The following is a 23,611-nucleotide window of genomic DNA, read 5'->3' on the forward strand; positions in this document are numbered from 1 at the left end:
GCGAGATCTACACCCAGTTGGCATCGTCGGCAGCGTCAGATGTGGAGAAGAGACAGACCCTTCCCCGCGCAGCGGTGCGCGGGCGGCCGCCCGTCGACGACGACGCGTGCGGCACCGGACGAACGTCATCCCCCGAGGAGGAGCACGTGAGCGAGACCCCTGAACCCCCCGTCGGAGCCGCAGACCTCGGTTTCTTCGGCGACCGGCCGAGCCGGCTCCAGTGGCGCACCCGCACGATCGACCCGGTCGCCGCGCAGCGTCGCGCCGGGCAGCAGTCCCCGCACCCCACCTGGTACGTGGGCGACCGCATCCTCATCCCCGAGTCGCCGTTCGACCGTGAGGGGAACCGCTCGCTGCGGTGGCTCGAGCGCGCGGCCGAGCGTCTCGGGCTCCGCGTGGAGGTGCAGCAGGAGAGCATCGACGACGCCGAGCTGGTGCGCGAGGCCGACCTCGACCCCGAGACGACGACCGACCTGCTCCGCACGTTCGGCTACTCCGTGCGCCTGCGCTACCGCGACGACGAGCAGGGGCAGCTTCCCGACGCCTGGCACCTCGTCGAGGAGCTGCGCGGACGGCTGTGCCCGGACGACCGGCACAGCCCGCGGCTCGCGCTCGACCACATGGTCGCACCGACCCCGTTCATCGGCGGCCAGCCGTACACGCAGCCGTTCCCGTACACGCAGCCGCACCCGTACACCCAGCCGCATCCCTACACGCAGCCGCACCCGTACACCCAGCCGCACCCCTACACGCAGCCGCACCCGTTCGCGGGCACCGCGGAGTACTCCCTGCCGGGCTCGGGCGGTCGCACGCCCGTGAGCTGGATCGGCCCCGTGCCGCGCCGCGCGCTGCCGGCGGGGGAGACGCCGTGGGTCGCGGGCGACGGTGTCCGTCGTCCTGTGGTCGCCGTGCTCGACACCGGCGTCGGCGAGCACCCGTGGTTCGACGACGACCTGGAGACGCGCGGGACGATCGTCGTGCGCGACCCCGAGCTGCTCGGTCAGCCGCTGTCGACCCTGCCGCCGACGGAGTACCCGTACGAGGACCCGGAGATCGGCGGCGTCTCCGTCTCGCCCCTGACGGGTCCGCTCGACCCGGTCGCGGGCCACGGGACCTTCATCGCGGGCCTCGTGCACCAGCTGTGCCCGGACGCCGTCATCCTCGCCCCGCGCCTCTACGGCGGGTCGGGCATCGTGCCGGAGCGCGACCTGCTGCGGACCCTGCGTCGCGTGCTCCTGTGGCACGTGCTCGGCCTGGCCGGGCGCGACGGCTACGCGCCGATCGACGTCCTCGTGCTCTCGCTCGGCTACTACCACGAGCGCCCGGAGGACGCGGACTTCGACGCCCCGTTCGGGGCGCTGATCCGTGCCCTGCGCCGGTACGGCGTCATCGTCGTCGTGTCGTCGGGCAACGACGGCCAGACCCGCCCGACCTACCCCGCGGCGTTCGCCCCCCGGATCGACCGGAAGGTGAGCCCTCCCGTCCCGCTCGCGGGGGTGACGCTGCTCCTCGACGAGCCGCCGGTCCTCACGGTCGGCGCGAAGAACCCCGACGGGACGGTGTCGCTCTTCAGCAACGACGGCCCCTGGATCACGTGCACCCGCCCGGGCGCGTCCCTCGTGTCCACGATCCCGCGCACGATCGACGGCGCCGTCGCGCCCTCGCGCCACGTCCCGGAGCTCTGGGGACCGGGGTTCCGCGCCACGATCGACCCCGAGGGTTTCCAGGGCGGTTTCGCGACGTGGAGCGGGACGTCGTTCGCGGCGCCCGTCCTCGCGGGCGAGCTCGCGGCGTCCCTGCTCGAGCGGATCGGCGACGACCCGACGGACCCCGGCGTCCTGGAGCCCGGCCAGGGCGCGCCGGACCGCTGCGCCTGGCTGTGGCCGTCCATTACCCTGGCGACGGGTCTGGTCCCGACCCCGGGTGACGACGCATGAGGTGATGAGCGGTGGTGCGCAGCAGCCGGGAGGTGCTCGGGGCCCGGCTGGCTGCTGCGCAGGCCGTGAACGCCCGCGGCCAGCACCGCCGCGCGAGCCGCGCGTTCGCGCAGATCGTCCACGACGTCGATGTCGCCGGCGAGGGCGCGAGCCGGGACGACGCCTACCTCGCGGCCCGCGCGCTGCTCGGGCTCGCGCTCGCGGAGTTCGAGCTGACGGGCGACGTCGACGGCGCCTACGAACGGCTCGCCGAGGTCGAGGCGCGCGGCACCGCGCTGGCCATGCGCGACCTCGCCCTCGTCGTGCGGTCCCAGCGTGGGCTCCTGCGGCTGCGGACCGGCGACGTCTCGGCCGCGCTGGACGAGATGGAGACGGCGGCCGAGGTCATCGACGACGCGCGGCCCCTCGACGCCGCCGTCCTGCTGCTCAACCTCGGGTCGCTGCGCCTCGAGCTGGGTGACGCCGAGAGGGCGAGCCGCGACCTCGACGACGCCGTCCGCCGGGCCACCGCGCTCGGGGACGAGCTCCTCGTCTCCAAGGCACGGCACAACCTCGGGTACGCCGAGTACCTGCGTGGCGACCTCCCGGTCGCCCTGCGCGCCATGGACGAGGCCGCGGCGCAGGCGCCGGACCGGCACGCGGCCGTCGGGCTCATCGACCGCGCGCAGGTGCTGCTCGACGCCGGGCTGCTGACCGAGGCCGACGAGGCGCTGAGCGAGGCGCGCGAGCACCTCTCCCGCTACCGCATGCTGCGCGACCTCGCGGAGGTCGAGCTGGTCCGGTCGCGCGTCGTGCTCGGCCTGCGGCGGTACGCCGAGGCGCGGCGGCTCGCCCGCTCGGCGTCGCGCCGGTTCGACCGCCTCGGCAACACGCCGTGGATGCTGCGCGCTCGCGTCGCGGAGCTCCAGGCGGCTCTCACCGAGCACCGCGCGACGCCGGTCGGGCCGGCGCGCGCCCGTCGCCACGCGACGTGGGCGCTCGACCTCGCGCACGACGGCGAGACGCTGGGCGGCGTCGCCGGTCTGGGGGTCACGGTCCCCGCGCGGCTGCTCGCCGTCGAGTGGCTCGTGTCCGCGGGCGACGTGCGCGGGGCGCAGGAGGTCCTCCGGGCGGTGCCCCCGCGCCTCGGCCGCGCACCGTTGCCCGTCCGCCTCCAGCACGAGGCGGTCCTCGCGCAGCTCGCGTTCGTGGCGGGGGACCGACGTGCCGGCGTCCGCGCCGTGCGGCGCGGCCAGGCGGCGCTCGCGGACCACCGCGCGCGGCTCGGGTCCGTGGACGCCGTGACGGCGTCCGCGGTGCACGGGGTGCGCCTCGGCAACGTCGACGTCGAGGCGGCGCTGCGCACCCGGCGCCCCGGGACGATCTTCGACGCCGTCGAGCGCGGCCGCGCGGCGTTCGCCGGGACGGGCCGCGTGCGCCCGCCCGCCGACCCGGTCCTCGCGGACCTCCTCGCCGCGGCGCGGCGCGAGGTCGAGGCCGCCCGCGCGCTGGGGGCGCCCTCGGACGCGGCCAGCCTCGCGCGCCGGCAGGACCACCTCCAGGCGGCGCGGCGCCTCCAGGACGACGCGCGGCGACGCTCCTGGCAGCACGGCGGTGGGGCCGCGGCTCCGGTCCCCGCGTCGGAGCGGCGGCTGCGCGCCGCCCTGGCCGCCGCCGGCTCCGACGCCGTCGTGGCCGACCTCATGCTCGACGGCGACGACGTGCTCGCCGTCCGCCTCGGCGCCGAGGGCTCCCGGCTCGTGCGCCTCGCGTCGCGTGCGGCGGTCGCCGAGCAGGTGCGCCGTGCGCGCGCCGACTTCGCGGTCCTGTCGAACGTGCTCATCCCGGTCCCCATGCGCGAGGCCGCGGTCGGCTCGCTGTCCCGGACGCTGGCCGCGCTCGACGACGCGCTCGTCGTCCCGCTCGAGGCGGACGGCGACCTCCACGTCGCGGCGCGCGACCTGCTGCTCGCGCTGCCGTGGGCCTCGCTGCCTTCGCGGCGCGGGCTGCGCACGTGGGCGAACTCCTGGGTGGACCTGCGCGTCGGCGAGCCGGTGCGCCGGGCGGACGAGGCGCTCGTCGTCGCCGGACCGGGCCTGCGCTTCTCCGGCGCCGAGGCGAAGCTCGTCGCGTCCGTCTGGGAAGGCGCGGAGGCGCTGGCGGGGGAGGAGGCGACGTGCGAGGCCGTGGTCGACGGGCTGCGCACCGCGGGAGTCGTGCACCTGGCCGCGCACGGGACGCACGAGACCGACAACCCGCTGTTCTCGTCGCTGCGTCTCGCCGACGGCCCGCTGTTCGCGCACGAGCTCGACGGGACCGACCTGCACGGCGTGGTCGTCGTGCTGTCCGCGTGCGAGGTGGGGCTGTCGACGCCGCGGATCGGCGGCGAGTCGCTCGGCCTGACGAGCGTCCTGCTGCGGCTCGGTGCCCGCGCGGTGATCGCGAGCGTGGCCCCGCTGCGCGACGACGTCGCGGCGCGCGTCATGCCGTCGCTCCACGCCGAGCTGCGCGACGGCGCGATGCCGGGGACGGCGCTCGCCCGGGCGGTGGCCGACGAGCCCGAACCGGTGCCGCTGGTCTGCTTCGGCCCGCTGGTGCTCTGACGGCACGGGCCGCGGTTTGGACCACGCGCCGTCGTCCCGTACGATGAGCGTGTACCCAAGACCGCCGGTCGTCCGACGCTGCCCGCAGACTCCGTCTGCAGGACGTGACGGACCGAAGTCCCGCCCACGTGGTGGAGACCAGCGCAGGTAGCGAATCGACGACGTCCGCCCGGCCCCGCCGCGCGTGCGACTGCGAGCCCCGCGCCTGCGCGGGGCTCTTTCTCGTTCCGGGACGGACGCCGGTGGTACCACCACCGGAAGGATTGCCATGGCGAGGCCGGACAAGGCAGCCGCAGTCGCCGAGATCTCGGAGAAGTTCCGCGACTCGAACGCTGCCGTGCTGACCGAGTACCGCGGGCTCACCGTCGCGCAGCTCAAGCAGCTGCGTCGGTCGCTCAGCGGCAACGCAACCTACGCCGTGGTGAAGAACACGCTGACCGCCATCGCGGCCAAGGAGGCCGGTGTCGAGGGACTCGACGCCGACCTGCAGGGTCCTTCGGCCATCGCCTTCGTCACCGGGGATCCGGTCGAGGCGGCCAAGGGTCTGCGTGACTTCGCCAAGGCGAACCCCGCGCTGGTCATCAAGGGCGGTGTCCTCGACGGGCGCCCCCTGACCGCCGCGGAGGTCACGAAGCTCGCGGACCTCGAGTCCCGCGAGGTCCTGCTGGCCAAGGCGGCCGGCGCGATGAAGGCCAAGCTCTTCCAGGCTGCCTACGTCTTCACCGCGAACACCGCCCAGGCCGCCCGCGTCATCGATGCCCTGCGTCAGAAGCAGGAATCGGAGGGCGCTGCCGCCTGATCCCGTGACCGGGCCCGCCCGGTCTCGCGATCGACGCAGCGCAAGCACAACACCCCGCTTCTGGCAGGCCCGCACCGGGCCGCTGCCGAGCACCGACCGAAAGGAACGCCATCATGGCGAAGCTCAGCACCGACGAGCTCATCGAGCAGTTCAAGGGCCTCACCCTCATCGAGCTCAACGAGTTCGTGAAGGCTTTCGAGGAGACCTTCGAGGTCACCGCCGCCGCCCCCGCCGCCGTCGCGGTCGCCGCCCCCGCGGGTGGCGCCGGTGGCGACGCCCCGGCCGAGGAGGAGAAGGACGAGTTCGACGTCATCCTCGAGGCTGCCGGCGACAAGAAGATCCAGGTCATCAAGGAGGTGCGCGCGCTCACGTCCCTCGGCCTGAAGGAGGCCAAGGACCTCGTGGACGGTGCCCCGAAGCCGGTCCTGGAGGGCGCGAACAAGGAGACGGCCGAGAAGGCCAAGGCTGCCCTCGAGGGCGCCGGCGCCACGGTCACCCTCAAGTGATCGCACCGGTCCCGTCCTGACGGGACCGGTCGCACGCCGCACGAGGCCCGCACCCCGATCGGGGTGCGGGCCTCGTCGTCGTCCGGGACGGTCGGGTCCCGGGCCGGCGGCCTCCCGGGCGGCCCGGAGGCTCCCGGGTACCCCGTGGCGCCGACGGGGTCGGCGCACCGGCTTCACGGAACGGCCACGAGTGTGCCACCATGTGCGGGTCGACGACGCAGGACAGCGAGGTCGACAGCAGCAGGTTCGAGGCCCGCACGGCGGGCTGGAGGGCGGGCGACGAGGCCCGTGCGAGTACCGGCGAGGCGCGCAGCGCCCAGGCCGGGCGGGGGAGTGTGCCCCGGGGTTGTGTGGCGACGCCTTCTTGGGGTATGCTCACGCTTTGCGCTGTCCTGTGCCCCCGATCTCATATACCCCCGACCCCCTCGCCGACGTACGTGCGCGTCCGCGAGGTGTCGTGGCGGCGGTGATCGTGTCCAGCCCGGCCGGTGCAGCGTTCTTTCGATCTGCAGGGAAGGACCCCTCTTGGCTGCCTCGCGCACCCCTTCTGCTCCGTCCGCCGACGCCATCGCGAACCGCACCGCATCGCGTCGCCTCTCCTTCGCCAAGATCTTCGAGCCGCTCGAGGTCCCCGACCTGCTGGGCCTCCAGACCGAGAGCTTCGACTGGCTGCTCGGCAACGAGGCGTGGCAGGCGCGCGTCGCCGCCGCGGCCGAGGCCGGGCGCCAGGACGTGCCCTCGACGTCGGGTCTCGAGGAGATCTTCGAGGAGATCTCCCCGATCGAGGACTTCGGGTCCTCGATGTCGCTGTCGTTCTCCAACCACCGCTTCGAGCCGCCGAAGTACACGGCCGACGAGTGCAAGGAGAAGGACTTCACGTACGCCGCGCCGCTGTTCGTCACCGCGGAGTTCGTCAACTACAACACCGGTGAGATCAAGAGCCAGACGGTCTTCATGGGCGACTTCCCGCTCATGACCGAGCGCGGCACGTTCATCATCAACGGCACCGAGCGCGTCGTCGTCTCGCAGCTCGTCCGCTCGCCCGGCGTCTACTTCGAGCGCGCTGCCGACAAGACGAGCGACAAGGACATCTTCTCCGCGAAGATCATCCCGTCGCGCGGTGCCTGGCTCGAGTTCGAGATCGACAAGCGCGACGCCGTCGGCGTGCGCGTCGACCGCAAGCGCAAGCAGTCCGTGACCGTGCTGCTCAAGGCGCTCGGCCTCACGGAGTCCGAGATCCGCGAGCAGTTCGCGGACTTCCCGTCCGTGCTCGACACGCTCGAGAAGGACCACGTCCACACGCAGGACGAGGCGCTCGTCGACCTCTACCGCAAGATCCGCCCGGGCGAGCCGCCGACGGTCGAGGCCGGCCGCGCGCTCCTCGAGAACTTCTACTTCAACCCGAAGCGCTACGACCTCGCCAAGGTCGGCCGCTACAAGGCGAACAAGAAGCTCGGCATCGACGCGCCGCTCAGCGACTCCACGCTGTCGGTCTCGGACGTCGTCGCGACGATCAAGTACCTCGCGGCGCTGCACGCGGACCACGCGAGCATCCCGGGCACGCGCAACGGCGAGGCCGTCGAGGTGCGCGTCGAGACGGACGACATCGACCACTTCGGCAACCGCCGCATCCGCGCCGTCGGCGAGCTCATCCAGAACCAGGTCCGCACGGGCCTGTCCCGGATGGAGCGCGTCGTGCGCGAGCGCATGACGACGCAGGACGTCGAGGCGATCACGCCGCAGACGCTCATCAACATCCGCCCGGTCGTGGCGTCCATCCGCGAGTTCTTCGGCACGTCGCAGCTCTCGCAGTTCATGGACCAGAACAACCCGCTCGCGGGCCTGACGCACAAGCGTCGTCTCTCGGCCCTCGGCCCGGGTGGTCTCTCGCGCGACCGCGCCGGCATGGAGGTCCGTGACGTCCACCCGTCGCACTACGGCCGCATGTGCCCGATCGAGACCCCTGAGGGTCCGAACATCGGTCTGATCGGCTCGCTCGCGTCGTACGGGCGCATCAACCCGTTCGGCTTCATCGAGACGCCGTACCGCAAGGTGACGGCGGGCAAGGTGACCGACGAGGTCGTCTACCTCACGGCCGACGACGAGGACCGCCACGTCATCGCGCAGGCGAACCAGACGCTCAACGCCGACGGCTCCTTCGCGGACGAGCGCGTGCTCGTGCGCACCAAGGGCGGCGAGGTCGAGATCGTCCCCGGCGCGCAGGTCGACTACATGGACGTCTCGCCGCGCCAGATGGTCTCGGTCGCGACGGCGCTCATCCCGTTCCTCGAGCACGACGACGCGAACCGCGCCCTCATGGGTGCGAACATGCAGCGCCAGGCCGTGCCGCTGGTCCGCTCCGAGGCCCCGCTCGTCGGGACCGGCATGGAGTGGCGCGCGGCCGTCGACGCGGGCGACGTCGTCGTCGCGACGAAGCCCGGTGTCGTCACCGAGGTCTCGGCCGACCTCGTGCTCGTCGCGAACGACGACGGCACGACCGGCAGCTACCGCATCGCGAAGTTCCGCCGCTCGAACCAGGGCACGAGCTACAACCAGCGCGTGCTCGTCGACGAGGGCCAGCGCGTCGAGCCCGGCTCCGTCCTCGCGGACGGTCCGGCGACCGACGAGGGCGAGCTCGCGCTCGGCCGCAACCTCCTCGTGGCGTTCATGTCGTGGGAGGGCCACAACTACGAGGACGCGATCATCCTCAGCCAGCGTCTCGTGCAGGACGACGTGCTCTCCTCGATCCACATCGAGGAGCACGAGGTCGACGCGCGCGACACCAAGCTCGGCCCCGAGGAGATCACGCGGGACATCCCGAACGTCTCCGAGGACGTCCTCGCGGACCTCGACGAGCGCGGCATCATCCGCATCGGTGCCGAGGTCGGCGCGGGCGACGTCCTGGTCGGCAAGGTCACGCCGAAGGGCGAGACCGAGCTGACCCCGGAGGAGCGCCTCCTGCGCGCGATCTTCGGCGAGAAGGCGCGCGAGGTGCGCGACACGTCGCTCAAGGTGCCCCACGGCGAGTCCGGGACGGTCATCGGCGTGCGCGAGTTCAACCGCGAGGACGGCGACGAGCTGCCCGCGGGCGTGAACCAGCTCGTGCGCGTCTACATCGCGCAGCGCCGCAAGATCACGGACGGCGACAAGCTCGCCGGCCGTCACGGCAACAAGGGCGTCATCTCCAAGATCCTGCCCGTCGAGGACATGCCGTTCCTCGAGGACGGGACGCCGGTCGACGTCGTCCTCAACCCGCTGGGCGTCCCCGGTCGTATGAACGTGGGCCAGGTCCTCGAGACGCACCTCGGGTGGGTCGCGAAGCAGGGCTGGGACATCTCGCTCGCCGACGGCAAGGACCTCTCCTGGCGGGAGAACGTCCCGGAGATCGCCGCGACGTCCGAGCCGGGCCGTCCCGTCGCCACCCCGGTGTTCGACGGCGTCCACGAGGACGCGCTCACGGGCCTGCTCTCGACGACGATCCCGAACCGCGACGGCGACCGCATGGTCGGCGCCGACGGCAAGGCGCGCCTCTTCGACGGCCGCTCCGGCGAGCCGTTCCCCGAGGCCGTGTCGGTGGGCTACATGTACATCCTCAAGCTCCACCACCTGGTCGACGACAAGATCCACGCGCGCTCGACCGGCCCGTACTCGATGATCACCCAGCAGCCGCTCGGTGGTAAGGCGCAGTTCGGCGGCCAGCGCTTCGGCGAGATGGAGGTGTGGGCCCTCGAGGCGTACGGCGCGGCCTACACGCTGCAGGAGCTCCTCACGATCAAGTCGGACGACGTGCCCGGTCGCGTCAAGGTCTACGAGGCGATCGTCAAGGGCGAGAACATCCCCGACTCGGGCATCCCGGAGTCCTTCAAGGTCCTCCTCAAGGAGATGCAGTCGCTGTGCCTGAACGTCGAGGTGCTCTCGAGCGACGGCGTGTCCATCGAGATGCGGGAGTCGGACGACGACGTGTACCGCGCAGCCGAAGAGCTCGGCATCGACCTGTCGCGCCGCCCCAACGCGGCGTCCAGCGTCGACGAGATCTGATCTCGGGCAGGTGGGAGCGGGTCACCCCGCTCCCACCGACGACCCCCACACCAACCGTCTTTTTGGCGTCGGGGCCGGCCACGGCCGGTCCCGGCAGGCGAAGGAAGTAGGACAACTTGCTCGACGTCAACGTCTTCGACGAGCTGCGTATCGGCCTGGCCACGGCCGACGACATCCGTGCGTGGTCGCACGGTGAGGTGAAGAAGCCCGAGACCATCAACTACCGCACCCTCAAGCCCGAGAAGGACGGACTCTTCTGCGAGAAGATCTTCGGTCCGACCCGGGACTGGGAGTGCTACTGCGGCAAGTACAAGCGCGTGCGCTTCAAGGGCATCATCTGCGAGCGCTGCGGCGTCGAGGTGACGCGCTCGAAGGTGCGTCGTGAGCGCATGGGCCACATCGAGCTCGCCGCGCCGGTCACGCACATCTGGTTCTTCAAGGGCGTGCCCTCGCGCCTCGGCTACCTGCTCGACCTCGCCCCGAAGGACCTCGAGAAGGTCATCTACTTCGCGGCGTACATGATCACCTCGGTCGACGAGGAGGGCCGCCAGGAGGACCTCCCGAACCTCCAGAACGAGATCGACCTGGAGAAGAAGGAGATCGCGGACGCCCGCGACAACGACATCAACTCTCGCGCCCAGAAGCTCGAGGCCGACCTGGCCGAGCTCGAGGCCGAGGGTGCCAAGGCCGACGCGCGCCGCAAGGTCCGCGACTCGGCCGAGCGCGAGATGGCGCAGATCCGCAAGCGCGCCGACGCCCAGCTCGACCGTCTCGAGCAGGTGTGGGACCGCTTCAAGAACCTCAAGGTCGCCGACCTCGAGGGCGACGAGATGCTGTACCGCGCCCTCCAGGACCGCTACGGCACCTACTTCGAGGGCTCGATGGGCGCCGCGGCGATCCAGAAGCGTCTCCAGGACTTCGACCTGGAGGCGGAGGCCGAGTCCCTGCGCGAGACCATCCGCTCGGGCAAGGGCCAGCGCAAGACGCGTGCCCTCAAGCGCCTCAAGGTCGTCAACGCGTTCCTCACCACGACGAACTCGCCCACGGGCATGGTGCTCGACGCCGTCCCGGTCATCCCGCCGGACCTGCGCCCGATGGTGCAGCTCGACGGTGGCCGCTTCGCGACGAGCGACCTCAACGACCTGTACCGCCGCGTGATCAACCGGAACAACCGCCTCAAGCGTCTGCTCGACCTGGGTGCGCCGGAGATCATCGTCAACAACGAGAAGCGGATGCTCCAGGAGGCCGTCGACTCGCTGTTCGACAACGGCCGCCGTGGTCGTCCGGTCACGGGCCCGGGCAACCGCCCGCTCAAGTCCATCTCGGACATGCTCAAGGGCAAGCAGGGTCGTTTCCGTCAGAACCTGCTCGGCAAGCGTGTCGACTACTCGGGCCGTTCGGTCATCGTCGTCGGCCCGCAGCTCAAGCTGCACCAGTGCGGCCTGCCGAAGCAGATGGCGCTCGAGCTGTTCAAGCCGTTCGTCATGAAGCGCCTCGTCGACCTCAACCACGCGCAGAACATCAAGAGCGCGAAGCGCATGGTCGAGCGTGCCCGTCCGGTCGTGTGGGACGTGCTCGAAGAGGTCATCACCGAGCACCCCGTGCTGCTCAACCGTGCACCGACGCTGCACCGCCTGGGCATCCAGGCGTTCGAGCCGCAGCTCGTCGAGGGCAAGGCGATCCACCTGCACCCGCTCGTCTGCGCCGCGTTCAACGCGGACTTCGACGGTGACCAGATGGCCGTCCACCTGCCCCTGAGCGCCGAGGCGCAGGCCGAGGCCCGCATCCTCATGCTCTCGAGCAACAACATCCTCAAGCCGTCGGACGGCCGTCCGGTGACCATGCCCTCGCAGGACATGATCATCGGTCTGTACCACCTGACGAGCGACCGCGAGGGCGCCGAGGGCGAGGGTCGTGCGTTCGGCTCGGTGGCCGAGGCGATCATGGCGTTCGACCAGGGCACCCTGGACCTCAACGCCCAGGTGAAGATCCGCACGACGGACCTCGTCCCGCCGGTCTCCGGCTTCGAGGCTCCCGAGGGCTGGGAGGAGGGTCAGCCGATCCTCTTCGACACCACGCTCGGTCGCGCGCTGTTCAACGAGACGCTCCCCGTCGACTACCCGTACGTGAACTCGGTCGTCGACAAGAAGCGCCTCTCGGCGATCGTCAACGAGCTCGCGGAGCGCTACCCGAAGGTCGAGGTCGCGGCGTCGCTCGACGCGCTGAAGGCCGCCGGCTTCCGCTGGGCGACCCGCTCGGGCGTCACGATCGCGATCTCCGACGTGGCGACGCCCAAGGAGAAGGCCGTCATCCTCGAGCAGCACGAGGAGCGCGCGCTCAAGGTCCAGCAGCAGTACGACCGTGGTCTCATCACGGACGACGAGCGCCGTCAGGAGCTCATCGAGATCTGGACCCAGGCGACGGACAAGGTCGCGTCGGTCATGCGCGAGAACCTCGAGGCGAACGACCGCAACACCGTGTACCGCATGGTCGGTTCGGGTGCGCGTGGTAACTGGATGCAGGTCCGTCAGATCGCCGGTATGCGCGGTCTCGTGGCGAACCCGAAGGGCGAGATCATCCCGCGCCCGATCAAGTCCAACTACCGCGAGGGCCTGTCCGTCCTCGAGTACTTCATCGCGACGCACGGCGCCCGCAAGGGTCTGGCGGACACCGCGCTGCGGACCGCCGACTCGGGCTACCTCACGCGTCGTCTCGTGGACGTCTCGCAGGACGTCATCGTCCGCGAGGAGGACTGCGGCACCGAGCGCGGCCTGACGCTGCCGATCGCCGAGGAGCTCGCGGGCAAGCTCGTGCGCCACCCGAAGGTGGAGACGAGCGTCTACTCGCGCACCCTCGCGGCCGACCTGGTCGACCCCGACGGCAACGTCGTCGGCAAGGCCGGCGACGACGCGGGCGACGTCCTCATCGACGCCGCGGTCACCGCGGGCGTCCGTGAGGCCAAGGTCCGCTCGGTCCTCACGTGCGAGTCGCGCGTCGGCACGTGCGCCAAGTGCTACGGGCGTTCGCTCGCCACGGGCAAGCTCGTCGACATCGGCGAGGCGGTCGGCATCATCGCCGCCCAGTCGATCGGTGAGCCGGGCACGCAGCTGACGATGCGTACCTTCCACACCGGTGGTGTCGCCTCCGCGGACGACATCACGCAGGGTCTGCCGCGTGTCACGGAGCTCTTCGAGGCCCGCACCCCCAAGGGTGAGGCGCCCATCGCGGAGTTCTCGGGCCGCATCGCGATCGACGACTCGGAGCGCTCGCGCCGTCTGGTGCTCACGCCGGACGACGGCTCGGAGGAGATCGCCTACCCGGTGACCAAGCGTGCCCGCCTGCTCGTGCAGGACGGCGACCACGTGAACGTCGGCACGCAGCTCGTCCAGGGTGCGGTGGACCCGAAGAAGGTCCTGCGCATCCTCGGCCCGCGCGCCACGCAGAAGCACCTGGTGGACGAGGTCCAGGAGGTCTACCGCTCGCAGGGCGTGGACATCCACGACAAGCACATCGAGGTCATCGTGCGGCAGATGCTGCGTCGCGTGACCGTGCTCGACTCGGGCGACTCGCACCTCCTGCCGGGCGAGCTCGCCGAGCGCGGCCGCTTCGAGGACGCGAACCGTCGCGCGGTGGCGGAGGGTGGCCAGCCGGCCTCCGGCCGTCCCGAGCTGATGGGCATCACGAAGGCGTCGCTCGCGACGGACTCGTGGCTCTCGGCCGCGTCGTTCCAGGAGACGACGCGCGTGCTCACCGAGGCGTCGATGAGCGGTCGTCGTGACCCGCTCCTCGGCCTCAAGGAGAACGTCATCATCGGTAAGCTCATCCCGGCCGGTACCGGTCTTCCCCGGTACACCAAGGTCCAGGTCGAGCCGACCGAGCAGGCCAAGACGGAGCTCTACCCGAGCTTCGGCTACGACGAGATCGACTTCCCGGCGCTCGGCATGGGCTCCGGCGAGGCGATCCCGCTCGAGGACCTGGACTTCGGCGACTACCGCTGACGTCCCACGACGGGTGCCCGTCGGCCGCCCGCACCTCGTGTGCGGCGGCCGGCGGGCACCCGTCGTCGTCCCTCCTGCGGGACGACGACGCGGCCCGGGGGAGCGTCCGCGGTCGCGACCTGCTCCTTTGACTCCTTGCCGGGTGGCAGGTAGCCTGGTAAACCGTGCCCGCGCCGTCGGGCCCTCCGTGATGTCCCTGGCGGGACGGTGCGGGCGAGAGATCGTCGCACACCGCCGCGTGGCGGTCTCCGGACGGGCCGATGTGAGTGCCCGGGCACTCCGGATCCCGGTCCTGGTGGCGCCGTCGCGCCCACGGTCGGGAGACGGACCATCGAGCCGGTGGTAGGTGGCTGCTGCAGCGTCTCTCGCGCTGCGGGTGCCTCGTGCGATCGGCTCCAGCAGCCAGCACGACCACCATCGGGGATAGCCCCGGTAGCTCGAGAAGACACGGAGACGTAGTGCCTACGATCCAGCAGCTCGTCCGCAAGGGGCGGACCTCGAAGGTGGGGAAGTCCAAGACTCCCGCCCTCAAGGGCTCCCCGCAGCGGCGCGGTGTGTGCACGCGCGTGTACACCACCACCCCGAAGAAGCCGAACTCCGCGCTGCGCAAGGTCGCTCGCGTGAAGCTCTCCTCCCAGGTCGAGGTCACGGCCTACATCCCCGGCGTCGGCCACAACCTCCAGGAGCACTCCATCGTGCTCGTGCGCGGCGGTCGTGTGAAGGACCTCCCGGGTGTGCGCTACAAGATCGTGCGCGGCGCGCTCGACACGCAGGGCGTGAAGAACCGCAAGCAGGCCCGCAGCCGCTACGGCGCCAAGAAGGAGAAGAGCTGATGCCTCGCAAGGGCCCGGCCCCGAAGCGGCCGCTCATCGTCGACCCGGTCTACGGGTCTCCCGTCGTCACGCAGCTCATCAACAAGGTGCTGCTCGACGGCAAGAAGTCCACCGCCGAGTCCATCGTCTACGGCGCCCTCGAGGGCGTCCGGGCGAAGACGGACGGCGACCCGGTCGTGGTGCTCAAGCGCGCGCTCGAGAACGTCCGCCCGGCGCTCGAGGTCCGCTCGCGCCGCGTCGGTGGTGCGACCTACCAGGTCCCGGTCGAGGTGCGCCCCGCGCGCGCGACGACCCTCGCGCTGCGCTGGCTCACGGACTACTCGCGCGCCCGTCGCGAGAAGACCATGACGGAGCGCCTCATGAACGAGATCCTCGACGCGAGCAACGGCCTCGGCGCCGCGGTCAAGCGCCGTGAGGACATGCACAAGATGGCGGAGTCCAACAAGGCCTTCGCCCACTACCGCTGGTAGTCCGCACGACGGGCCCCGGGGACCGGAGCGTCCCCGGGGCCGTCGGCGGGTCGAGGCCGGTCACCCCGGTCCGAGCAGCGCCCCCGACTCAACCCATCTAACGAGGGAAGCAGACCGTGGCACTTGACGTGCTGACCGACCTGAGCAAGGTCCGCAACATCGGCATCATGGCCCACATCGATGCCGGGAAGACCACGACCACCGAGCGCATCCTGTTCTACACGGGTGTGAACTACAAGCTCGGCGAGACGCACGACGGCGCGTCCACGACCGACTGGATGGAGCAGGAGAAGGAGCGCGGCATCACGATCACGTCCGCCGCCGTCTCGTGCTACTGGAACAAGAACCAGATCAACATCATCGACACGCCCGGCCACGTCGACTTCACGGTCGAGGTCGAGCGCTCCCTGCGCGTCCTCGACGGCGCCGTCGCCGTCTTCGACGGCAAGGAGGGTGTCGAGCCGCAGTCGGAGACGGTGTGGCGCCAGGCGGACAAGTACAACGTCCCCCGCATCTGCTTCGTCAACAAGATGGACAAGCTCGGCGCGGACTTCTACTTCACCGTCGACACGATCATCAACCGCCTCAAGGCGAAGCCGCTGGTCATCCAGCTCCCGATCGGTGCCGAGAGCGAGTTCACCGGCGTCGTCGACCTGCTCGAGATGAAGGCGCTCGTCTGGCACGGGGAGACCCAGCTCGGCGAGGCGTACGACACCGAGGAGATCCCCGCGGACCTGGTCGAGAAGGCCCAGCAGTACCGCAGCGAGCTCGTCGAGGCCGTCGCCGAGGCCGACGAGGAGCTGCTCGAGAAGTACCTCGGTGGCGAGGAGCTGACGATCGCCGAGCTCAAGGCCGGCATCCGCAAGCTCGTCATCGCGGGCGAGGCGTTCCCGGTCCTGTGCGGCTCCGCGTTCAAGAACAAGGGCGTCCAGCCCATGCTCGACGCGGTCATCGACTACCTGCCGTCGCCCCTCGACGTGCCGGCGATCGACGGTCACGACCCGAAGGACGAGGAGAAGGTCATCCAGCGTCACCCCGACGCCTCGGAGCCGTTCTCCGCGCTCGCCTTCAAGGTCGCGGCGCACCCGTTCTTCGGCAAGCTCACCTACGTCCGCGTGTACTCCGGTCGTGTCGAGCCCGGCCAGCAGGTCGCGAACTCGACCAAGGGCAAGAAGGAGCGCGTCGGCAAGATCTTCCAGATGCACTCCAACAAGGAGAACCCGGTCGACGAGGCGAGCGCCGGTCACATCTACGCGGTCATCGGCCTCAAGGACACCACGACCGGTGACACGCTGAGCGACATGGCGAACCCGGTGATCCTCGAGTCGATGAGCTTCCCCGAGCCCGTCATCGACGTAGCGATCGAGCCGAAGACGAAGGCCGACCAGGAGAAGCTCTCCACGGCGATCCAGAAGCTCGCGGAGGAGGACCCGACCTTCCGCGTGAAGCTGGACGACGAGACCGGCCAGACCGTCATCGGCGGCATGGGCGAGCTCCACCTCGACATCCTCGTCGACCGCATGCGTCGCGAGTTCAAGGTCGAGGCGAACGTCGGCAAGCCGCAGGTCGCGTACCGCGAGACGATCCGCCGCAAGGCCGAGAAGATCGAGTACACGCACAAGAAGCAGACCGGTGGGTCCGGGCAGTTCGCGAAGGTCCAGGTGACCTTCGAGCCGCTCGACACGTCCGAGGGCGAGCTCTACGAGTTCTCCAACGCGGTCACCGGTGGTCGCATCCCGCGCGAGTACATCCCGAGCGTGGACGCCGGCATCCAGTCCGCGATGGAGCTCGGCGTGCTCGCCGGCTTCCCGCTGGTCGGGGTGAAGGCGATCCTGCTCGACGGCGCCTACCACGAGGTCGACTCCTCGGAGATGGCGTTCAAGATCGCCGGCTCGATGGTCCTCAAGGAGGGCGTCAAGCGGGCGGACCCGGTTCTGCTGGAGCCGGTGATGGCGGTCGAGGTGCGTACGCCCGAGGAGTACATGGGCGACGTCATCGGCGACCTGAACTCACGTCGTGGAATGATCCAGTCCATGGAGGACGCGACGGGTGTGAAGGTCGTCCGGGCCCACGTACCGTTGTCAGAGATGTTCGGGTACATCGGTGACCTCCGGTCCAAGACCCAGGGTCGTGCGGTGTACTCGATGCAGTTCGACAACTACGCCGAGGTTCCTCGGAACGTTGCCGAAGAGATCATCAAGAAGACCCGGGGCGAGTGAGTCCCCACAGGTCGAAGACCCGCACAACCATCAACCTGTAGGAAAACCGCAACGCCCCGCGGATGTAGGATCTCTCGGTCGACATTCGCAACGTTCGGCACATCTACCCAAGTCCCAGGAGGACCCCAGTGGCTAAGGCCAAGTTCGAGCGGACCAAGCCGCACGTCAACGTCGGCACCATCGGTCACGTCGACCACGGTAAGACGACGCTGACGGCGGCGATCTCGAAGACGCTCGCGGACACGTACCCGGACCTGCCGGCGAACACGCAGCGCAACTTCGACGAGATCGACGCGGCTCCCGAGGAGAAGCAGCGCGGTATCACGATCAACATCGCGCACATCGAGTACGAGACGCCGAAGCGCCACTACGCGCACGTCGACGCCCCGGGTCACGCCGACTACATCAAGAACATGATCACCGGTGCCGCCCAGATGGACGGCGCGATCCTGGTGGTCGCCGCGACCGACGGTCCGATGGCCCAGACGCGCGAGCACGTCCTGCTCGCCCGCCAGGTCGGCGTGCCGTACCTGCTCGTCGCGCTCAACAAGTCCGACATGGTCGACGACGAGGAGATCCTCGAGCTCGTCGAGATGGAGGTGCGCGAGCTCCTCTCCTCGCAGGAGTTCGACGGTGACAACGCGCCGGTCGTGCGCGTCTCCGGTCTCAAGGCGCTCGAGGGCGACCCCGAGTGGACCGCGAAGATCCTCGAGCTCATGGAGGCCGTGGACGAGAACGTGCCCGAGCCCGTCCGCGAGCTCGACAAGCCGTTCCTCATGCCCGTCGAGGACGTCTTCACGATCACCGGTCGTGGCACCGTCGTCACCGGCAAGGTGGAGCGTGGCACGCTCGACCTCAACTCGGACGTCGAGATCGTCGGCATCCGCGCGCCCCAGAAGACCACGGTCACGGGCATCGAGACGTTCCACAAGCAGATGGACCAGGCTCAGGCCGGCGACAACACCGGTCTGCTCCTGCGCGGCATCAAGCGCGAGGACGTCGAGCGCGGCCAGGTCGTCGTGAAGCCGGGCTCGATCACCCCGCACACGCAGTTCGAGGCGCAGGTCTACATCCTGGGCAAGGACGAGGGCGGCCGTCACAACCCGTTCTACTCGAACTACCGTCCGCAGTTCTACTTCCGCACGACGGACGTCACCGGCGTCATCACGCTGCCCGAGGGCACCGAGATGGTCATGCCCGGCGACAACACCGAGATGACGGTCGAGCTGATCCAGCCGATCGCCATGGAGGAGGGCCTCGGCTTCGCCATCCGTGAGGGTGGCCGCACCGTCGGCTCGGGCCGCGTCACCAAGATCCTCAAGTGATCTGACGCTGCCTCCGCAGCACCTCGTCGAAGGCCCGGTCCCGTCCGCGGGGCCGGGCCTTCGGCCTGCGGTCACCGTCACAGCGGCGTCGCGCCGTCCCGACTTGGACGACGGCGGCTTCGTGTGGCAGACTGTTCAGGTTGCCTGTTACGGGTGCGCTCTTTCACGTGTCGAACAGTGTGTTGAACCGGTCCTCTCGCCGAGGGCCAGGACCCCGGGACATCTCCCGGGTCTGCGGGTTGAGCTCTCTGTGTCGCCATGGATCGAGTACCCCGCGGAACACACGTTCCGACAGGCTCGCACAAACGTTGTGGTCCGGTTCGCGGAGCCGTGCGTCAGCACGGAGCCCGGCGGGAGTCCACATATCCAACGGCCCTGCGCCTCTCGGCGTGTGCGCCCAGGTGCGTCGCGACTACGCGACACGCCCGAGCGCGGGGGTCGGACAGCTAGCGGTTCGAGAGAGAGAGTCAGACGACGCCATGGCGGGACAGAAGATCCGCATCCGGCTCAAGTCCTACGACCACGAGGTCATCGACAGCTCGGCGCGCAAGATCGTCGACACGGTGACGCGCGCTGGTGCAACGGTCGTGGGTCCGGTGCCGCTGCCGACGGAGAAGAACGTCTTCTGCGTCATCCGGTCGCCTCACAAGTACAAGGACAGCCGCGAGCACTTCGAGATGCGCACGCACAAGCGGCTGATCGACATCATCGATCCCACGCCGAAGGCGGTCGACTCGCTCATGCGTCTCGACCTGCCGGCTGACGTGAACATCGAGATCAAGCTCTGAGGCTGGAGGACATCATGACTACCCCCCAGCAGAACGCGCGCCCGGTCACCGCGGTGCTCGGCACGAAGCTCGGGATGACGCAGCTCTGGGACGAGGCCGGGCGCCTCGTGCCCGTGACCGTCGTCGCGGTCGGCACGAACGTCGTGACGCAGGTGCGCACGTCGGACGCCGACGGCTACGCCGCCGTGCAGCTCGCCTACGGCCAGATCGACCCGCGCAAGGTCACGAAGCCGCTCAAGGGCCACTTCGAGAAGGCCGGCGTCACGCCGCGTCGTCACGTCGCCGAGGTCCGCACCACCGACGCCACCGAGTACTCGCTCGGCCAGGAGATCACCGCGGAGGCCTTCGAGGCCGGCGCCGTGGTCGACGTCGTGGGCACGACCAAGGGCAAGGGCACCGCCGGTGTCATGAAGCGTCACGGCTTCTCCGGCGTGGGTGCCTCCCACGGCTCGCACCGTAACCACCGCAAGCCCGGCTCGATCGGTGGGGCCTCGACCCCGTCGCGCGTCTTCAAGGGCCTGCGCATGGCCGGTCGGATGGGCAACGTCCGTCAGACCACCCAGAACCTGACCGTCCACGCGGTCGACGCCGAGAAGGGTCTGCTGCTCGTCAAGGGCGCGGTTCCCGGCCCCAAGGGCGGCGTCGTCCTCGTGCGCAGCGCCGCGAAGGGAGCGTGAACCCCATGTCCGCTCTGACCGTTGACGTGCTGGACCCCAAGGGCAAGAAGGCCGGCACCGCCGAGCTCCCCGCCGAGGTGTTCGACGTCGAGCTCAACGTCCCGCTGATCCACCAGGTCGTCGTCGCCCAGCGTGCCGCTGCACGCCAGGGCACCCACGACACCAAGTCCCGCGGCGAGGTCCGCGGTGGTGGTCGCAAGCCGTACAAGCAGAAGGGCACCGGCCGCGCCCGCCAGGGTTCGACCCGTGCGCCGCAGTTCGCCGGGGGTGGCGTCGTCCACGGCCCGACGCCGCGCTCGTACGACCAGCGGACGCCCAAGAAGATGAAGGCCGCCGCGCTCCGCGGTGCCCTCTCGGACCGCGCCCGCAACGGCCGTGTCCACGTGGTGACCGGCTTCGGCGTCGACGGCCTGCCGTCGACCAAGACCGCCGTCACGACGCTCGCCAAGCTCTCCGGGCGCAAGCACGTCCTCGTCGTCACCGAGCGTGGTGACGAGCTGACGATCAAGTCGCTGCGGAACGTCGAGCAGGTCCACCTCCTGGTGGCCGACCAGCTCAACACCTACGACGTGCTCGTCTCCGACGACGTCGTCTTCACGCAGGGCGCGCTCGACGCGTTCCTGACGGGCCCGGCCACGGGTCGCTCCGCGAAGGCCGTCGCCACCTCCACCGAGGCGGACGAGACTGCTGCCGAGGAGGCCGCGAAGTGACCACCGTGACCAAGGACCCCCGTGACGTGATCCTCGCGCCGGTCGTCTCCGAGAAGAGCTACGGCCTGCTCGACGAGGGCAAGTACACGTTCGTCGTCGACCCGCGGGCCAACAAGACCGAGATCAAGATCGCCGTCGAGCAGATCTTCTCGGTCAAGGTCGCCTCGGTGAACACGATCAACCGCAAGGGCAAGACGCGTCGCACGCGTTTCGGCCTGGGCAAGCGCAAGGACACCAAGCGTGCGATCGTCACCCTCCGCGAGGGCACGATCGACATCTTCGGCTGAGCCGACGAGAGCAGATTGAGGACAGATCCCCATGGGAATCCGTAAGTACAAGCCGACGACGCCCGGCCGCCGCGGCTCGAGCGTCGCCGACTTCGCCGAGATCACGCGCTCGCAGCCGGAGAAGTCTCTGGTCCGCCCGCTCTCGAAGAGCGGCGGCCGCAACAGCTCCGGTCGTATCACCACCCGTCACAAGGGTGGTGGCCACAAGCGTGCGTACCGCGTGATCGACTTCCGTCGTCACGACAAGGACGGCGTGCCGGCGAAGGTCGCGCACATCGAGTACGACCCCAACCGCACCGCGCGCATCGCGCTCCTGCACTACGCGGACGGCGAGAAGCGTTACATCGTCGCGCCGGCGAAGCTCAAGCAGGGCGACGTCGTCGAGGCGGGCGCGGGCGCGGACATCAAGCCCGGCAACAACCTGCCGCTGCGCAACATCCCGACCGGTACGGTCATCCACGCCATCGAGCTCAAGCCCGGTGGCGGCGCGAAGATCGCCCGTTCGGCCGGTGCGTCGGTGCAGCTCGTCGCCAAGGACGGGCCGTACGCGCAGCTGCGCATGCCCTCCGGCGAGATCCGCAACGTCGACCTGCGCTGCCGCGCGACGGTCGGCGAGGTCGGCAACGCCGAGCAGTCGAACATCAACTGGGGCAAGGCCGGCCGCATGCGCTGGAAGGGCAAGCGCCCGACCGTCCGCGGTGTCGCCATGAACCCGATCGACCACCCGCACGGTGGTGGTGAGGGCAAGACCTCCGGTGGTCGCCACCCGGTGAGCCCGTGGGGCCAGCCGGAGGGTCGTACCCGCCGTCCCAACAAGCCGAGCGACAAGCTGATCGTGCGTCGTCGCCGTACCGGCAAGAAGCGCTGATAGGAGCCTGGAGACATGCCTCGTAGCCTGAAGAAGGGCCCCTTCGTCGACGACCACCTGCAGAAGAAGGTGGACGCTCAGAACGAGAAGGGGACCAAGAACGTCATCAAGACCTGGTCCCGTCGGTCGGTCATCACGCCCGACTTCCTCGGTCACACGTTCGCCGTGCACGACGGTCGCAAGCACACGCCGGTGTTCGTCACCGAGTCGATGGTCGGCCACAAGCTCGGCGAGTTCGCTCCCACGCGGACCTTCCGCGGCCACGTGAAGGACGACAAGAAGGGTCGTCGCCGCTGACCCCCGGGTCAGTCTGGTGACGACCTGGACGGTCAAGAGACAAGAAGGCAGGACAGCAATGGAAGCCAAGGCGCAGGCGCGGTTCGTCCGTGTCACGCCCCAGAAGGCCCGGCGCGTCGTGGACCTCATCCGTGGCAAGCAGGCCTCCGAGGCCGTCGCGGTGCTGAAGTTCGCACCGCAGGCGGCGAGCGAGCCCGTCCGCAAGGTCGTGGAGAGCGCCATCGCCAACGCCCGGGTGAAGGCGGACCGCGCGAGCGAAGCGTTCGAGGAGCAGGAGCTCGTCGTGCGTGAGGCGTTCGTCGACGAGGGCCCGACCCTCAAGCGTTTCCGCCCCCGGGCCCAGGGCCGTGCGAACCGCATCCTCAAGCGCACCAGCCACATCACCGTGGTCGTCGCTCCGCGTGAGAACACGAAGGGAAGTGCCCGATAGTGGGACAGAAGGTTCACCCGCACGGGTACCGCCTCGGCATCACCACCGACCACCGGTCGCGCTGGTTCGCCGACAGCACCAAGCCCGGACAGCGGTACCGCGACTACGTCCGCGAGGACGTCCAGATCCGCAAGCTCATGAGCACGGGTCTCGAGCGCGCCGGCATCTCCAAGGTCGAGATCGAGCGCACCCGTGACCGTGTCCGCGTGGACATCCACACGGCGCGCCCGGGCATCGTCATCGGCCGCCGCGGCGCCGAGGCCGACCGCATCCGCGGCGAGCTCGAGAAGCTCACCGGCAAGCAGGTGCAGCTCAACATCCTCGAGGTGAAGAACGCCGAGACGGACGCGCAGCTCGTCGCCCAGGGCATCGCCGAGCAGCTCGCGAGCCGCGTCTCGTTCCGTCGTGCCATGCGCAAGGGCATCCAGTCCGCGCAGCGCGCCGGCGCGAAGGGCATCCGCGTGCAGGTCTCCGGCCGCCTCGGTGGCGCGGAGATGAGCCGGTCGGAGTTCTACCGCGAGGGTCGTGTGCCGCTGCACACGCTGCGCGCGTACATCGACTACGGCTTCTTCGAGGCCCGCACCACGTTCGGCCGCATCGGCGTGAAGGTGTGGATCTACAAGGGCGACGTCACCGAGAAGGAGTTCGCCGCGCAGCAGGCCACGGCCGCTCCGCGCCAGGGCCGTGGCGGCCCGCGCGGTGAGCGCGGCGGCGACCGTCGTGGTGGCGGCCGTCGTCCCGAGCGTTCGGCCGAGCGGACCCCCGCGTCCGAGTCGCCGGCGGCGCCCGAGCAGGCTGCTCCCGCCGCGGAGGCGAAGGCCCCTGAGACCGGAACGGAGGCCTGAGT

General features: G+C 70.1%; 18 protein-coding genes. All 18 read left to right on the top strand.

Annotation, left to right across the window (positions count from 1 at the left end):
- The first annotated feature begins 146 nt into the window (after positions 1–146).
- The 18 genes from AC3WT4_RS08705 to rpsC all read left to right on the top strand — a co-directional run bounded on the left by AC3WT4_RS08705 (position 147) and on the right by rpsC (position 23,609).
- A complete protein-coding gene (locus AC3WT4_RS08705; protein WP_492315254.1) occupies positions 147–1,937 on the top strand; it encodes a S8/S53 family peptidase in 1,791 nt (596 codons plus the stop codon).
- An 11-nt stretch (positions 1,938–1,948) separates the two neighbouring features.
- Complete coding sequence (locus tag AC3WT4_RS08710) at positions 1,949–4,519, top strand: CHAT domain-containing protein (protein ID WP_492315255.1); 2,571 nt, start codon at positions 1,949–1,951, stop codon at positions 4,517–4,519.
- A gap of 268 nt (positions 4,520–4,787) precedes the next feature.
- Positions 4,788–5,318, top strand: coding sequence for a 50S ribosomal protein L10 (gene rplJ / locus AC3WT4_RS08715; protein WP_024840304.1), 531 nt, complete (start codon positions 4,788–4,790; stop codon positions 5,316–5,318).
- Between the two features lie 113 nt (positions 5,319–5,431).
- Positions 5,432–5,824 (top strand): 50S ribosomal protein L7/L12, encoded by a 393-nt coding sequence (gene rplL / locus AC3WT4_RS08720; RefSeq protein ID WP_024840305.1) that lies wholly within the window; start codon positions 5,432–5,434, stop codon positions 5,822–5,824.
- Positions 5,825–6,349: 525 nt separating this feature from the next.
- On the top strand, positions 6,350–9,862 hold the full coding sequence (gene rpoB, locus AC3WT4_RS08725; protein WP_021479867.1) for a DNA-directed RNA polymerase subunit beta: 3,513 nt from the start codon (positions 6,350–6,352) through the stop codon (positions 9,860–9,862).
- Positions 9,863–9,978: 116 nt separating this feature from the next.
- The gene (locus AC3WT4_RS08730; RefSeq protein WP_074808890.1) at positions 9,979–13,860 is read left to right on the top strand and encodes a DNA-directed RNA polymerase subunit beta'; all 3,882 of its coding nucleotides are present in this window, start codon (positions 9,979–9,981) and stop codon (positions 13,858–13,860) included.
- Between the two features lie 458 nt (positions 13,861–14,318).
- Positions 14,319–14,693, top strand: a complete 375-nt coding sequence (gene rpsL, locus AC3WT4_RS08735) for a 30S ribosomal protein S12 (protein ID WP_021479869.1) — start codon at positions 14,319–14,321, stop codon at positions 14,691–14,693.
- Positions 14,693–15,163 (top strand): 30S ribosomal protein S7, encoded by a 471-nt coding sequence (gene rpsG / locus AC3WT4_RS08740; protein WP_021479870.1) that lies wholly within the window; start codon positions 14,693–14,695, stop codon positions 15,161–15,163. The genes rpsL and rpsG overlap by 1 nt, the downstream gene beginning before the upstream one ends.
- Before the next feature lie 116 nt (positions 15,164–15,279).
- Positions 15,280–17,382 carry an elongation factor G gene (gene fusA / locus AC3WT4_RS08745; RefSeq protein ID WP_074808892.1) on the top strand — a complete coding sequence of 701 codons (2,103 nt, stop codon included), beginning with the start codon at positions 15,280–15,282 and terminating at the stop codon, positions 17,380–17,382.
- Between the two features lie 128 nt (positions 17,383–17,510).
- Positions 17,511–18,707, top strand: coding sequence for an elongation factor Tu (tuf, locus tag AC3WT4_RS08750; RefSeq protein ID WP_053369624.1), 1,197 nt, complete (start codon positions 17,511–17,513; stop codon positions 18,705–18,707).
- A 479-nt stretch (positions 18,708–19,186) separates the two neighbouring features.
- Positions 19,187–19,495 carry a 30S ribosomal protein S10 gene (gene rpsJ, locus AC3WT4_RS08755; RefSeq protein ID WP_012867945.1) on the top strand — a complete coding sequence of 103 codons (309 nt, stop codon included), beginning with the start codon at positions 19,187–19,189 and terminating at the stop codon, positions 19,493–19,495.
- A gap of 14 nt (positions 19,496–19,509) precedes the next feature.
- Positions 19,510–20,172 carry a 50S ribosomal protein L3 gene (gene rplC / locus AC3WT4_RS08760; protein WP_021479874.1) on the top strand — a complete coding sequence of 221 codons (663 nt, stop codon included), beginning with the start codon at positions 19,510–19,512 and terminating at the stop codon, positions 20,170–20,172.
- Positions 20,173–20,177: 5 nt separating this feature from the next.
- Entirely contained in the window at positions 20,178–20,882 is a 705-nt protein-coding gene (rplD, locus tag AC3WT4_RS08765; protein WP_021479875.1) for a 50S ribosomal protein L4, read from the top strand.
- The gene (gene rplW / locus AC3WT4_RS08770; protein ID WP_021479876.1) at positions 20,879–21,169 is read left to right on the top strand and encodes a 50S ribosomal protein L23; all 291 of its coding nucleotides are present in this window, start codon (positions 20,879–20,881) and stop codon (positions 21,167–21,169) included. The genes rplD and rplW overlap by 4 nt, the downstream gene beginning before the upstream one ends.
- Positions 21,170–21,200: 31 nt before the next feature.
- Entirely contained in the window at positions 21,201–22,037 is an 837-nt protein-coding gene (gene rplB / locus AC3WT4_RS08775; RefSeq protein WP_021479877.1) for a 50S ribosomal protein L2, read from the top strand.
- Between the two features lie 15 nt (positions 22,038–22,052).
- On the top strand, positions 22,053–22,334 hold the full coding sequence (gene rpsS, locus AC3WT4_RS08780) for a 30S ribosomal protein S19 (protein WP_021479878.1): 282 nt from the start codon (positions 22,053–22,055) through the stop codon (positions 22,332–22,334).
- A gap of 58 nt (positions 22,335–22,392) precedes the next feature.
- A complete protein-coding gene (gene rplV, locus AC3WT4_RS08785) occupies positions 22,393–22,764 on the top strand; it encodes a 50S ribosomal protein L22 (RefSeq protein ID WP_021479879.1) in 372 nt (123 codons plus the stop codon).
- Positions 22,764–23,609: a 30S ribosomal protein S3 gene (gene rpsC / locus AC3WT4_RS08790; protein WP_034654910.1), complete on the top strand. Its 846-nt coding sequence runs from the start codon at positions 22,764–22,766 to the stop codon at positions 23,607–23,609. Before rplV ends, rpsC begins: the two co-directional genes overlap by 1 nt.
- Positions 23,610–23,611: the final 2 nt, after the last annotated feature.

It is taken from the genome of Cellulosimicrobium sp. EB106-03-01-XG111 (genome assembly GCF_058792115.1).

What these genes read in the sequence shown, in the direction of transcription:
- rplV (WP_021479879.1), top strand. Translation starts at nt 22,393, where the DNA reads ATGGAAGCCAAGGCGCAGGCGCGGTTCGTCCGTGTCACGCCCCAGAAG.
- rplC (WP_021479874.1), top strand. Translation starts at nt 19,510, where the DNA reads ATGACTACCCCCCAGCAGAACGCGCGCCCGGTCACCGCGGTGCTCGGC.
- rpsS (WP_021479878.1), top strand. Translation starts at nt 22,053, where the DNA reads ATGCCTCGTAGCCTGAAGAAGGGCCCCTTCGTCGACGACCACCTGCAG.
- rpsG (WP_021479870.1), top strand. Translation starts at nt 14,693, where the DNA reads ATGCCTCGCAAGGGCCCGGCCCCGAAGCGGCCGCTCATCGTCGACCCG.
- rplB (WP_021479877.1), top strand. Translation starts at nt 21,201, where the DNA reads ATGGGAATCCGTAAGTACAAGCCGACGACGCCCGGCCGCCGCGGCTCG.
- rpsJ (WP_012867945.1), top strand. Translation starts at nt 19,187, where the DNA reads ATGGCGGGACAGAAGATCCGCATCCGGCTCAAGTCCTACGACCACGAG.
- rplD (WP_021479875.1), top strand. Translation starts at nt 20,178, where the DNA reads ATGTCCGCTCTGACCGTTGACGTGCTGGACCCCAAGGGCAAGAAGGCC.
- rplJ (WP_024840304.1), top strand. Translation starts at nt 4,788, where the DNA reads ATGGCGAGGCCGGACAAGGCAGCCGCAGTCGCCGAGATCTCGGAGAAG.
- rplL (WP_024840305.1), top strand. Translation starts at nt 5,432, where the DNA reads ATGGCGAAGCTCAGCACCGACGAGCTCATCGAGCAGTTCAAGGGCCTC.